The sequence below is a fragment of the Vibrio maerlii genome (assembly GCF_003415655.1).
In the GTDB taxonomy this organism is placed as follows: Bacteria; Pseudomonadota; Gammaproteobacteria; order Enterobacterales; family Vibrionaceae; genus Vibrio; species Vibrio maerlii.
This window is the reverse complement of sequence record NZ_QRHC01000004.1, coordinates 382,855-396,203: the sequence shown is the minus strand read 5'-3', so window position 1 is coordinate 396,203 and position 13,349 is coordinate 382,855. Positions and strand designations below refer to the sequence as shown.

The window sequence follows — 13,349 nt, the reverse complement described above, 5'->3', positions numbered from 1 at the left end:
AGCTCGTTATATAGGATATAGCACGAAATTTTTGTGAAAGCAGGAAACAAAAAAGCACGCTGATTAGCGTGCTTTTTGATATTTAAATTCTTGAATCACATAGCGATTATGCAGCAGCTTCTAGTTCCGCTGCTTTCTCTTCAGAGATTGGCTTAGTTACGATAGCTAATACTACACATACACCCATCATTGCTGCAGAGATTGTGTAAGCCAGACCGTAGTTGCCACCGTTAGTCATTGAGTAACCAACGATTGCCGCGCCGATTGCACCACCGATACCCCATGCTGTGTATAAAACACCGTAGTTAGTACCGTAGTTTTTCAGGCCGTAGAACTCAGCAGTTAGAGTAGGGAATACTGCTAGTAGAGTACCGTAACCTACCGCTGCAATTGCTGTACCGATGATTAGAGTTAGCTCTGAATCAAATGTTGAGAACAGCACCATGTTGATACCTTGTAGCGTACAGGCAATTAGTAGCGTACGAACACCACCGATTTTGTCTGCTAGGATACCAGCAGCAACACGACCGCCTGAGTTAAATACCGCTAGGATAGAAGCTAGGTACACTGCGTTTGGCAGGTTTGCTTGCATACTTGCAATGTTAGTGATGTTACCGATGATCATAAGACCCGCAGAAGCTGCGAATGCGTACATAACCCATAGAGAGTAGAACTGAGGTGTTTTCAGCATTACTTTCCAGTTGATGTCGCTTGCTTTCTTAACCGCTTTTGGAGCTTGGCCGTCTTTTACTTTAGGTTCTGCTGGTGTGTAATCCGCTGGTGGGTTAGTGATTGTACATGCTAGTGGAACTGCAATAACGAGTACACCTGCACCTAGGATCATGAATGCTGTGTTGATGCCTAGGCTACCGATTAGCGCTGAAGTAACAGGTGCCAAGTAGATAGCAGCAAGGCCGAAACCAGCAGCAATGATGCCGTTAACCATGCCTTTCTTAGACGTGTGGAACCACTTCATTGCAGATGGTGATAGACAAGCGTAACCAAAGCCGATACCTGCACCAGCGATAACACCAAACGTTACGTTAAGCGCCATCACAGAACTTGCGAAGCCCGATGCGATCATACCTAGGCCAGTAAGAGTCGTACCTAGAATAAGGATCTTACGTGGACCCATACGGTCTTGAAGGATACCCGCTACTAAAAGGCAGATAGAGAATGTGATTGTAGCGATAGCATAAGGAGAAGATGCGTCAGCAGCGCTCCAGCCCCAGTCTGAAACTAGTGCTTTGTTAAATACACTCCAGGCATAAAGGATGCCAAGACAAAGGTTGATAGAAAATCCTGCGATCAGGATGCGCATAGCTTTATCAATCTTGCTCATTTTATTTCTCTGTTTTGCTCAAAAATCTGAACGGGTGAATAGACATGGTTCTTCAAAATAAGTTTGTTTTATTAAACAGAACTTATAAGGTGCGCGGATTATATACAATAATATTGTGATTGGAATCTCTTTTTTCGTTTTAAGAAAAATTTTTTTAGTCAATGGGAATGAGGGTTTAGCAAAGAAAAGAACGACATACCAGCACTTAATACTTAAGTGGTATTGGTGTGGTTGTGCCGTGAAGAAGGGGTTTTTGTCACAGAAACACTATTTTACCAAATAAAACTAATTGTAAATGTTTTGTTTTATTTTTCTTTAGTGTTGAATCTTAATTCATTAACTAATTGATAAGTAAGTTTTTAATCATTTTAGACGACTGGTTAATGTTTATAAAATGTTAAATTAACTTTAAAAGTAGTAAAGGGCTTCATTATGAGTGGAAGTCTGCTCTTGAATCTATGGTGTACAAAGTGGAAAATAAGTTTGCGTTTTTGAGATTGTTTAGCTGTAGAGGTCATTATGAAATTACTTTTAATTGGACTGGTGTCTGTAAGTGGTGGTGTAGCATCAGCTAACCATATCCATTCATATCTCCTGGGTTTTTTCATCGCAGCATTAGCAGTATCTGCTTGTTATTGGTTTGCTTTTCGTTCATTCAAATATCCAGCACTTGGTTTAGTTTTGTTGATTTGTGGGTTGATGGCTAAGATTGGTGTTACTGTGGCAGGTGTTAGTTGGGGTATCACCAACGATCTAATCACCTCACCATTAACATTCTCACTTTCTTACTTGTTTTATCTAATAGTAAGTTCATATGTATTGTTCCTCATTAGAGACAAACGCATGACTAAAGCTTTAAGAACGACAGGGATTCCGGCTTAACGCAAATCCACGTCTATACGACCATAGTTGAACGGAAAAGCTGGGTTAAGCAAGTTATGCTTAACCCAGTTTTAGTTTGTGTAACACACGTAGTTCATGGAGTGGTAAAATGGATTTCACGCTTTTTTGGTTAGAAAAGGTTCTACTAGTCGCGGGCATTCTGAGTATTCTTACCTCGATGTATATGTATGGTCGCAGGAGCTCTGATTGGTCCGGATTAGTGACGATGTTTTTTAAGCGTGTACAAATGAATATCGCTGAATACAAATGGTATCGTATTGGTGTGGCGTTAGTGTTGGTCGCTGTTGTTTTGAAGGTTGCGCTCTATACTTTCTTTTTAGTTTGATAAAACGTCAACGACATGCTTAATAGTTGTTAAACTTCCGTACCGAATACCCTAAAGTTCTGATACACTCATCTAAAATTCTATATAGGTGAGTGAGATGTCATATCCTGTCTTAATTTGTGATGATTCCGCACTAGCTCGGAAGATGATGGCGCGCTCTCTACCTGCTTCGCTGCAAGCGGATGTAACATTTGCCGTTCATGGTCGAGATGCAATTGAAAAACTCGGTCATACCCCCTTCAAATTGATGTTCCTCGATCTCACGATGCCAGAGCTAGATGGCTTTGGGACTTTGGAAGAGATTAAGCGTCTCAGTATCGATATAGATGTGGTTGTCGTGTCTGGCGATATTCAGCCGAAAGCCCAAGAACGTGTTTTTGACTTAGGTGCCAAAGCTTTTATTAAAAAGCCTTTAGACAAATCTGAACTTAAAGATGTTTTGGAATCACTTGAGGTTGTGCCTTCTGCGCCTCAAATGATCATTCCTTCACAGATTGAACTGCCGGTATTACGCCGACGAGATATCTATATGGAAGTTGCCAACGTTGCTATTGGTCGAGCAGCAGATGCACTTGCCAGGCACTTTGATGTGTTTGTCGAACTTCCTCTACCTAATGTTAACATCCTTGAGCTCAGCGAACTTCATATGGCTCTGCGTGACTTAGCAAACAACGATCAGGTATCCGGAGTCTGTCAGGGGTTCAGTGGTGAAGGCATTGCTGGTGAAGCCCTAGTTTTGCTTAGCGATTCTTCAGTGAATGATCTTCGAAAGTTGATGGAAGTGCCCGCTGGCAGTCAAGATCTCGAAGAGCTTGAGCTACTTATGGACGTATCTAATATCCTCGTTGGCTCATTCCTTAATGGAATAGGAGAGCAAGCGGAAGTAAGATTCTTTCAAAGTTCCCCTGTTCTACTAGGTCAGCACATCTCTATTGACTCCGTTGTTGAGTCAACCAGTGGCTCATTCTCAAATACCATGACATTTGAAGTCAGCTATAACATTGAAGGTACGTCAATTCGTTGTGATCTTCTGTTTATGTTTGTCGATGAGTCAATGCCGTTAATCGATAATAAACTTGCTTACTTAATGGAGGATTGAGCATGTTGAATCTACCCGCTGAGTTTGAGCAGTTTCACTGGATGATTGACATGGTTCAGAATGTCGACATGGGCTTGGTCGTATTGGATCGTGATTATACGGTTCAAGTATGGAATGGCTTTATGACGCACCACAGTGGCTTACAATCTCATGAAGCTATCGGTAAAAGCCTGTTTGAGTTGTTCCCTGAGATCCCGCGCGAATGGTTTATTTTAAAGACGAAACCGGTTTATGGCCTAGGTTGCCGCAGCTTTATAACCTGGCAACAGAGACCTTACTTATTCCGTTGTCGTAATGTGAGGCCAATTACCCAGCAAGCAGAATTCATGTACCAGAACGTAACGCTTAACCCGATGAGAGCCCCAACGGGCGAGGTAAAATCAATGTTCTTATCGATTCAGGATGCGACCGCTGAAGCATTGGTAACTCAGAATACCTGACTTTAGTTCGACGCCGGATGTTCTGAGAGTTTTTGACGTCGCTTATTTTGGTCATAAGTGAGACGGGACCGCTCAATCAGCGACATCTCTTGTTGATATAGCTTACTGAGTGTTAACTGTTTCTTTTGTAGCTGTTTTATATCACTGAGCAAACTCCTAGTTTGCTCTTTGTAATTCTTGCCATGTTGAGCATTGGTCAACTTTCTTTGTTCAATGCAATGCTCAATGATTATTGACCAACGACTGAGCAACGATGCTAAATCGCGCTTTTCCTTTTCGGCTTCTAAAGCCACTTTTTCGAATATGAGTGACTGAGCTCGGGCGAAGTTCACCTGTTCATTGAGCGACGGATGGATAGCTTGATATCTCGGGCTCCACATATAAACCAAGTCATCAAATGCCATTTTCTGATGAATAAGAGGCTTTTGCGTGTGAAAACTTAAGGTTTGGTTATAGTTTTCTGCCGCTTTGTTGTATGAGCGTTCTGATTTTTCATACTTCTGTAGTGTTTCAACCCAATAGTCTTCATTGCATGCATTGAATTCAGCGTACGCTCCAGCAGCAAAGTAAAAGGGGAAGGTCAGGATTAATTGGCGTACAACTCGAACTCTACTCATCTCGAGTGACATCTCGCTCTGTGTTAACTATCTTATTAATAAATATGGTAAAGTCTTATTTGACTGTCAATTCTATCCTGTCGTGTGGGTTCTACTTTTTCAAAGAACAATATGAAAAAAATCATTATTGCTGTTGTTACATTGATGCTTCTTGCTGGCGCTGCTGCCGGTTACTACTTCTTTGTATATCAAAATGAGGGTAGTGGAGACGCTGCTGTTAGTGAGCCGATTGTAAAGCCGAGTGCTGGTCAAGAAAAGCCAGACACTGAGCTTTCAGAAACTGAACAACAAGAACCTGAATATCAAGTCAGAAAGCGCTATGTTACTGAAAATGGTGTTGAAGTCGTTAACGAGCCGAATGGTCAGTATGTAGAGGATCGCCTTTACAAAGGTGAAGAAGTAGATACCTATGAAGAGAGTTCTTCTTTCACGCGTATCACGCCTTACATAGTCCTTGAAGAGGGCGGTGAAGAGATTGCCAACTGGGTTAACTCAAACAAGCTTGCGGATGAAAAACCAACTATCTCAAGTAAAGAGACAGACGAGATGATCGAGGGATTAATTGGTGGCTCTGATGACTACAAAACTTATAAAGAGATCATGCATCAACACACAGAAGCTTTGATAAAGTCCGGTCGTTGTAAACATGAAGAGTTTATCGAACTTGATGGTTGGATGCGCTCGATAAATTATTCAGGAAGGGACGTGTACTTTGTTTACTGTGGGGGACTAAACGTGAACAACAAGGTTTACCTCGATACAAATCAAAGCAAGATACTCAATTAACTCAACGAGATTCATAGATAGGCCTACGTAACTTGCTGTAAAGATAAGACTTCTATCGAAAAAATGTAAATTTATCCGACACAGTACGAAATATTACGATCATTAATTCAACTTTAGATATAGTATGGTGTACAATGCATGCCATACCATAACTTGAGTACGATATTGTGAAAGCATTTCTTATCCCTCTAATTTCATTATCACTAATTGCGTGTGAAGGACAGGACACGCAAGTAAAACCTCAAGAACAGGCAGTTCGCAGCGTTAAGTTCATTACAACTAAATACGAATCTCACCGTCAGGTGCGAGAATTTTCGGGGTTAGTAAAAAGCGCTCAAACCTCCCCAATCAGCTTCAAAGTAGGTGGGACTGTTAATCAGGTATTGGTTCTTAAAGGTCAGCGTGTCAACAAAGGTCAAATCTTGGCCCAGCTTGGCACTGAAGAATTCACGCTTGCTTTAAACAAAGCGAAAGCTTCACTTGGGGCAGCGAATGCATCACGTATTCAAGCGGAAGATAAGTTCACGCGAGCTGCAAAACTAAATGAAAGTGGCTTTATTAGCGATTCTGAACTGACAGCAATTCGAGCTGACTTCGATGCAAAATTGGAACAGCAAAACCTCGCGATGTCTGATCTCAACAACGCTGAGCTTAATCTTGCTCGTACTGTTCTTTATGCGCCATATACTGGATTGATAAGTGATGTATTGGTTGATGATTTTACCAAAGTAAACTCAGGTCAAAAGATCATTGAACTGGTTAATAACGACAGTTTTGACATCGATTTCCTTGTGCCTGAATCTCTAATCCAAGAAGTTCAGTATGGCGAAGAAGTGGATATCACTTTCCCATCACTCCCTGAAGAAGCACTTGTTGGTAACGTCAGTGAAATCGGTGCTGTCGTTCGTAAGGGTAATGCTTATACCGTAACCGTTCGTGTCAATGGTGATACGTCGAGGCTACGAAACGGTATGTCTGCCATCATTCGCCTTAATGTTGGTACTCACAATGAAAACATCGTCCGTCTTCCTTTAGAAGCATTTGATTTTGATGATAAGTCTCATGGTGATGAGAACAACAATGCCGCAATCTTCGTTGTCAATCCAGACACTCACCATTTAGAGCGTCGTTACGTGAAGTTACTACGCAAAATCAATCATCAAGTTGTTGTTCTAGACAATTTAGAAGAAGGTGAACTCGTCGTTGTCGCTGGCGTGCCTTATTTATACGAAGGGCAGAAAGTCAACCTTTGGCAAGGATACTAAGGGAGTAGCATGCATCGTTTAACTGAACTTGCATTAAAGCTCAACCGCTTTACCCAAATCTTTCTGCTTATGTTGATTGTACTTGGTTTTAGCGCGTTCAAGAATGCACCAAGCAAAGAAGATCCGGAGATCTTAATTCGGAATGCGGTTGTAACTGCTCAATTCCCTGGTATGTCACCAGAACGAATTGAAAACTTCATTACAAAACCACTAGAACGAGCGATTAAGCAAATCCCAGAAGTGACCGATATTAAATCATGGTCACGCACCGGAGTGATGCAGATTAATGTCGCGGTTCATGACCGTTACACTAACTTGCAACCCATTTGGGACAACCTGCGTAACAAGGTAGAATCTGCAGCCGCTGGCTTACCAGCAGGGACGCAAGGACCATTCGTTAACGATGATTTTGGTCGCGTTTATTCTGCAACGTTAGCGTTAACCGGTGCTGACTTCTCACCACGTGAGTTACGCAAAACAGCAGAAAAGCTGCAAGATCGACTAAGTAGCTTAAGCACCATCTCACAAGTGGATCTTTATGGTGTAAATAAGGATCGTGTTTGGATCAAAGCAAAGAAAGGAACGCTCGATAACAATAAATTCCACTTCGCTCATATTAGTGCAGCGCTTCAAAACCGCAATGTAGTATTGCCTGGTGGCTTAATTGAGACAGATACCTTACAGGTAGAGATCGAACCTACTGGTAATTTCGAATCGGTTGAAGATATTCAAAACACCAACCTATTCGAGCGTGAAAGTGGAAACGATGTTTATGTTCAAGACTTAGCAAGAGTAGAGCAAGGATACGAAGACCCTTTCAATACGCCCGTTTACTTCAACGGAGAGCGAGCTGTCGTTATTGCCGCGTCGATGGTGGAAGGCGCGCAAAGTGAAGAGTTTGGCATATCAATTCAAGAATTCTTAGCAACAAATACCGAAAGATTGCCCATTGGGATGAACCTTGAAATTGCGACGTTCCAACCTGAAAAAGTGGAGGCCTCGGTCAGTGCCGCAACGACAAATCTGATGCAGACGGTTGCGGTTGTGCTGGCTGTTGTAATGCTGTTTCTAGGGCTAAAAATGGGACTGATCGTGGGAAGTATCGTTCCGTTAACCATTTTAATGACTGTGGCAGGCATGTCTGTTTGGGGCGTCGAGCTTCAGCGTATGTCGATTGCCGCTATCATCATTGCTCTGGGCTTGCTGGTAGATAACGGTATCGTGATCGCTGAATACATTAAGTCGCAAATTAGTAACGGTAAGGATAAAACAGAAGCCGCGATTGAAGCATCAAAGAAGATGGCTCTACCGCTCTTGACCTCCTCGCTAACGACGATCCTTGCTTTCATGCCCTTGTTATTGGCTCAAGATGTGACTGGTGAGTATCTACGTTCGCTGTCGCAAGTCATTACACTAGCGCTGCTTTCATCTTGGTTTTTGTGTCTGTTTGCAACACCGGTAATGTGTGTCTGGTTCTTAAAACCGAATACAAAAACACACAGTGATAAACCTCGCTATCAAGGTAAATTTTATTCAGTCTACCAAAGTATTATTTCGGGAATGCTAAATCAGCGCATTATTACCTTGGCTACGGTATTGATGATATTTGCTGTTGCCATCTACGGTTTCCGGTTTATCACTGTTCAGTTCATGCCTGGCTCTGAGCGTAACCAGTATCTGGTGTTTTTAAATTTACCTGCTGGCACGCTAGCAACAGAGACTGATAGGGTGACACAACGTCTAAATCATTGGTTACTTGATAGAGATCAGAACCCAGATGTAACCAGCACGGTTGCTTATGTGGGTGATGGCGGTCCACGATTCTTCTTGGCATTGTCTCCAGTCGAGCGAGCACCAAATGTATCCTTCATGGTAGTGAATACCAAGGATATGGACAGTGCTTTGGATATGGTAGAAAAAACCAACGATTTCATTCGTACACAGCTTCCTGAGGCAACCGGCCAGGCAAAGCGCATGTGGTTAGGTGGTACTGAACTTGGTTTGGTTGAATATCAGGTGGTAGGTGAAGATGCCAAAGTGATCACCTCTATAGCGAGTGAAATTGAAACCGCACTACGTAAGATCCCTGGCACCGTTGGTGTGGTCAACGATTGGGAAAACAATGTACCTAAGTTGATTCTCAATATTGATCAAGGTTTAGCTGCGCGCGCGGGAGTGACAAGCAGAGACATCGCACTGAGCTTAGAAGGCTATTTACGTGGTAGTGAAATCACGAGTTTTCGTTCTGGTGAAGATGTTATTCCCGTTGTAGCGACGGTAGAAGATAGCGAAAAGCACATCGACAAACTACTCAATACTCAGCTCGTCTCAGTTGCAGGTAGTGACACGGTACCATTGTCTCAATTCGCAAAATTAGTTGGGGTAAGCGAACCGTCGGTAATTCGTCGATTTAATTTAGAACGCACTGTCACTGTCAGCGTAAAACATGAATCCTTACAAGCCAGCGAGTTGAATAAGTTAGTACAACCGTACTTAAGCAAACTTGATGTCCCTATGGGTTATGAAATCCTCCTGGGTGGTGAGCTAAAAGGCGCGAGTAAAGCGAATGGAGCACTACTAGGTTATCTACCTCAGTGTTTTGCTGTGATGGTGTTGCTGCTATTGGCACAATTCAACTCTGTTCGACGCCCCGCAATTATCTTGATGACGATTCCCTTGTCATTGATTGGGGCAGTAGGTGGCTTGTTAGCGATGGATGCGTACTTCACATTCCCTGCAATGCTTGGGTTATTCAGCTTGGCAGGGATCATCATCAATAATGGTATTGTTCTGATTGACTCTATTGAACAAGCTCGTGATGAGGGGATGACGATTAAAGAAGCGATTGTTGAGGCGTGTATGAGTCGCTTGCGTCCAATTGTGATGACTACTTTAACGACCATACTTGGTCTTATTCCTCTAGCTATCTCTGGTGGTGAATTCTGGTACTCGATGGCTATTGTGATGATCTTTGGTATGGCGGTGGGTACGCTGCTGACGCTAGGTGTTGTCCCTGTGTTGTATAGCTTGATGTTTCGAGCCAATTCTGAGTTGAAGCGAGCTTAAGGTCAAAATCGTAAAGTAGAGGAGCCAAATGGTTCCTCTTTTTTTTGGTTGAATGCACCTAAGGTAATCGTTTGCCTGAGACGCCGTTCATGTTTTGCTGTAATAATATTCGGCTATGACATCAAAGTGTCATATAACGTAAGTTATAAGGAGTACAGGAGTTATATAAACGCAAGATATATGAATGGCGACACATTGAAGGAGATAGCCATGAGTGAGTTATATGCAAACGAACAAAGCTTAGAAATGCTAGATGCAATGGAGATTGGCATCGTATTTTGTGCAAGCGACTACTCACAAGAGCAAGAGACTCTTGCTGATTCAACACAATTAATAGACCAAGAATAGTTAGACTCGTAGTCTCAATGCCTGAGTTTTTGATTACAAATTAAGTTTAACAACCTAGACTATCCGTAACTAAAGTTGATATGGATAGTCATGAACTTTCTCGCACACCTACATATCGCGGATCATAGCCAAAGTCATCTACTTGGTAATCTACTGGGTGACTTTGTAAAAGGAGATCCGAGCGATAAATATCCAGCAGATATTGTACAAGGTATTCAATTACATCGTTTTGTTGATCGATATACTGATACCCACAATCTTGTTACCTCATTAAAACCATTGTTTCCAGACAGGCTGCGGCGTTTCTCACCGATTGCTTTAGATATGTTTTGGGATCATTGCTTAGCGAATGAATGGCAAAGCTTCCATACTCAGCCACTAACGTGTTTTTTAGAAAGCTGTGAGTCTCAACTCAATAAAGATCTCTCTCGATTTGATTCTGAAGCGATACCTCAGCGTTACCGCCGAGTTCATCACTTTATGTGGGCAGAGCAATGGCTACTGTCATATAAAGATATGGAGAATATCGCATACGCGCTAGAAAGAATGTCCATGAGAAGCGATAGAATGGGGCCGCTCGCGGATTGTGCTGATAGCCTGGTGAACCACTATCAAACGCTTCGAGAGGCATTTCTCGACCTCTATCCGCAAGTTTTAGCTGAATCGAGGCTTATGGCCGCGCAACTTCGATAGATTGCATAGGATGAACTCTGATACAATCTGCGCCCCTTAAGTACAATACGGTAACAAAATGTCTGATAATACCTTCAATCAATTTGGTCTCTCTCAAGGCTTGGTCGACTCCATTGCTGAACTAGGTTTGAAACAACCAACAGAGATCCAGCAACAAGCAATACCTGTTGTTTTAGAAGGGAAAGACATTTTAGCAGGGGCACAAACAGGAACAGGTAAAACAGCGGCGTTTGGCTTGCCCTTAATTGAAAAGCTGATTGCTCGCCAAGATGAGTTTAAGTTACTCGAACGAGAGCCTAGCGCCCCTCAAGCTGTAAAGGCTCTAGTACTTACTCCGACTCGTGAGCTCGCACAACAAGTCTTTGACAACCTTAACGCCTACGCTTCTGCTACAGCGATCAAAGTGGTAGTTGCCTATGGCGGGACCAGTATCAATGTGCAAACCGCTAACATCAAAAAGGGTGTCGATATCTTGGTAGCAACACCTGGTCGTTTGCTAGATCATGTGTTTTCAAAGAACATTACGTTATCTCATACGCAATATCTGGTATTTGATGAAGCGGATCGCATGCTCGATATGGGCTTTATGCCTGATATTCAACGCATTATGAAACGCATGAATAGCGAACGTCAGACTATGTTGTTTTCTGCGACGTTTGATAAGCGTATTCGTGACTTAGCTCAGCGCCTTCTTAATCAACCTGTGGAAGTTCAAGCAACGCCTCAGAATACCACTGCTGATACCGTCAAACAGATGTTATACCCGGTAGATAAGAAGCGTAAGAGTGAACTATTAGCATACTTGATTGGTTCACGTAACTGGCAGCAAGCTTTGGTGTTTACCAAGACTAAGCAGGGCAGTGACGCTCTAGTTGGGGAACTGAAGCTAGACGGTATCAAGGCTACGTCAATCAATGGTGATAAAAGCCAAGGAGCACGACAGAAAGCATTGGATGATTTCAAGTCAGGCAAGATACGTGCGCTCATCGCAACCGATGTAGCGGCTCGTGGTATTGATATTCAATCTTTGGAAGTGGTGATCAACTATGATCTTCCATTTAAAGCCGAAGATTACATCCATCGCATTGGTCGTACTGGTCGCGCCGGAAATGAAGGTTTAGCGGTTTCTCTTATGTCTCGTGACCAAGAATACTTACTCGAAGCGATTGAGAACCTATTAGATCAGCGTCTACCGCAAGAATGGTTGCAAGGTTTTGAACCGAGCTTGGTTGAAGATGTGGAGCCTGAGAAGTCACCTCGTCGTCGCGGTCGTTCAGCAGATAAGAGAAAGATGAAAGCGAAGATGAAGATCCACCAAAACCGCGGTAAGCGCCGAAAGTAATCGATTCGAGAATGGGTCAACAAAAAAGTCAGCGTTTCGCTGACTTTTTACGTTTGTATCGGATGTAATGGGTGGGGGCTTAAGCGTATTTAAGTAGCTCTTGCTTCACTTCATCAGTCGCAAAAGATTTTAGAACGCTGATTTTATACACCTCTAAATATTCTTGCTCAGAGAAGTTAAACGCTTCAATCGTCTTACGAACTTCATCGGTCATTGTTGTATTTGATACCGTTCGGTTGTCCGTGTTGATTGTGACATTGAGCTTATCGTCAAAGAAAGCTCGAGCAGGGTGCTCTTCAAGTGATTGAACCGCTTTCGTTTGGATGTTACTGGTTGGGCAGGTTTCAAGAGCTACCTCTTCTTTCTTAGTCACTTCGTATGCTTGCGGATGGTCCTTGATACCAATTCCGTGACCAATACGCTCCGCACCCAGCAGGGTAATCGCTTCAAGTACATTGTTGCCGTCACCCTGTTCGCCTGCATGAATAGTTACGCGGTAACCTTTTGCGCGTGCTGAATCGATATAATGTTGATATTCAGAAGCAAAGTGTGGAAGTTCAGCTCCCGCTAGATCGATTGCTACAACGCCTTTGTCTAGGTACTGAGCACCGATTTCAATTAGCTCAGGTACTTGTTCTTCAGGGGTCCCTTTAACAATCGATAGAATGTAGTTACCACGAATATCGTGATTATCTTCGGCACGTTTCATACCCTTAATCGCACTCTCAATCACTTCACCAATACTCAAACCTTGTTGTAGGTGGAGTAGAGGGCCGAAGCGCACTTCCATGTATTTTACGTTTTCTTCTGCCGCATCGGCGAATAGCTCGTATGAGATGCGTTCAATTGCTTCAGCTTTTTGCATCACCGAAAGTGCGATATCAAATCGCTTTAGATACTCAATGAGGTTAGGGCAATCTTCAGGAGCAATCATCGCTTCGGTGACATCAGGAAGCTTGTAAGATTCAAGTTTTACGGACTGCTCTTTAGCGAGGTCGATAAGTGTTTGAGGGCGAACGCTGCCATCTAGGTGGCAGTGAAGGTCGATCTTTGGAAGTGCTTGGTAGTTCATAGACTTACTTATACTTATAGTTTTAGGAAATGCACCAGTTAGGTGCTTTTC

Annotated in this window: 13 protein-coding genes; 10 read left to right on the top strand and 3 right to left on the bottom strand. The window is 42.9% G+C overall.

The genetic code is table 11. The features are described 5' to 3' along the window. Positions 1-106: 106 nt before the first annotated feature. Positions 107-1,342 carry an L-lactate MFS transporter gene (locus tag DPF91_RS09250; RefSeq protein ID WP_117234119.1) on the bottom strand — a complete coding sequence of 412 codons (1,236 nt, stop codon included), beginning with the start codon at positions 1,340-1,342 and terminating at the stop codon, positions 107-109. A gap of 519 nt (positions 1,343-1,861) precedes the next feature. Between DPF91_RS09250 and DPF91_RS09245 the strand changes: the two genes are divergently transcribed. The 4 genes from DPF91_RS09245 (at position 1,862) to DPF91_RS09230 (ending at position 4,109) form a co-directional block, all read left to right on the top strand. Beyond that, entirely contained in the window at positions 1,862-2,224 is a 363-nt protein-coding gene (locus DPF91_RS09245) for an NADH:ubiquinone oxidoreductase (protein WP_117234118.1), read from the top strand. A gap of 109 nt (positions 2,225-2,333) precedes the next feature. Next, complete coding sequence (locus DPF91_RS09240; RefSeq protein ID WP_117234117.1) at positions 2,334-2,570, top strand: hypothetical protein; 237 nt, start codon at positions 2,334-2,336, stop codon at positions 2,568-2,570. Between the two features lie 97 nt (positions 2,571-2,667). Continuing rightward, complete coding sequence (locus tag DPF91_RS09235; protein ID WP_117234116.1) at positions 2,668-3,669, top strand: response regulator; 1,002 nt, start codon at positions 2,668-2,670, stop codon at positions 3,667-3,669. A 2-nt stretch (positions 3,670-3,671) separates the two neighbouring features. Further along, positions 3,672-4,109 carry a PAS domain-containing protein gene (locus DPF91_RS09230; RefSeq protein WP_117234115.1) on the top strand — a complete coding sequence of 146 codons (438 nt, stop codon included), beginning with the start codon at positions 3,672-3,674 and terminating at the stop codon, positions 4,107-4,109. 2 nt (positions 4,110-4,111) lie between these two features. Here DPF91_RS09230 and DPF91_RS09225 read toward each other — a convergent pair whose 3' ends face one another. Beyond that, on the bottom strand, positions 4,112-4,726 hold the full coding sequence (locus tag DPF91_RS09225; RefSeq protein WP_123766760.1) for a hypothetical protein: 615 nt from the start codon (positions 4,724-4,726) through the stop codon (positions 4,112-4,114). A gap of 111 nt (positions 4,727-4,837) precedes the next feature. Here DPF91_RS09225 and DPF91_RS09220 point away from each other — a divergent pair, with 111 nt between their 5' ends. The 6 genes from DPF91_RS09220 (at position 4,838) to DPF91_RS09200 (ending at position 12,226) form a co-directional block, all read left to right on the top strand. Then, a complete protein-coding gene (locus tag DPF91_RS09220) occupies positions 4,838-5,512 on the top strand; it encodes a flagellar basal body-associated FliL family protein (RefSeq protein WP_117234113.1) in 675 nt (224 codons plus the stop codon). Between the two features lie 167 nt (positions 5,513-5,679). After that, positions 5,680-6,777 (top strand): efflux RND transporter periplasmic adaptor subunit, encoded by a 1,098-nt coding sequence (locus tag DPF91_RS09215; RefSeq protein WP_164684108.1) that lies wholly within the window; start codon positions 5,680-5,682, stop codon positions 6,775-6,777. Between the two features lie 9 nt (positions 6,778-6,786). Next, complete coding sequence (locus tag DPF91_RS09210; RefSeq protein WP_117234111.1) at positions 6,787-9,843, top strand: efflux RND transporter permease subunit; 3,057 nt, start codon at positions 6,787-6,789, stop codon at positions 9,841-9,843. Positions 9,844-10,053: 210 nt separating this feature from the next. Continuing rightward, a complete protein-coding gene (locus DPF91_RS22055; RefSeq protein ID WP_164684107.1) occupies positions 10,054-10,191 on the top strand; it encodes a hypothetical protein in 138 nt (45 codons plus the stop codon). A 90-nt stretch (positions 10,192-10,281) separates the two neighbouring features. Then, positions 10,282-10,884 (top strand): acyl carrier protein phosphodiesterase, encoded by a 603-nt coding sequence (locus DPF91_RS09205; protein ID WP_117234110.1) that lies wholly within the window; start codon positions 10,282-10,284, stop codon positions 10,882-10,884. Positions 10,885-10,942: 58 nt separating this feature from the next. Then, positions 10,943-12,226 carry a DEAD/DEAH box helicase gene (locus DPF91_RS09200; protein WP_117234109.1) on the top strand — a complete coding sequence of 428 codons (1,284 nt, stop codon included), beginning with the start codon at positions 10,943-10,945 and terminating at the stop codon, positions 12,224-12,226. Between the two features lie 79 nt (positions 12,227-12,305). Here DPF91_RS09200 and add read toward each other — a convergent pair whose 3' ends face one another. Continuing rightward, a complete protein-coding gene (gene add, locus DPF91_RS09195) occupies positions 12,306-13,298 on the bottom strand; it encodes an adenosine deaminase (RefSeq protein ID WP_117234108.1) in 993 nt (330 codons plus the stop codon). Between the last annotated feature and the right edge of the window lie 51 nt (positions 13,299-13,349).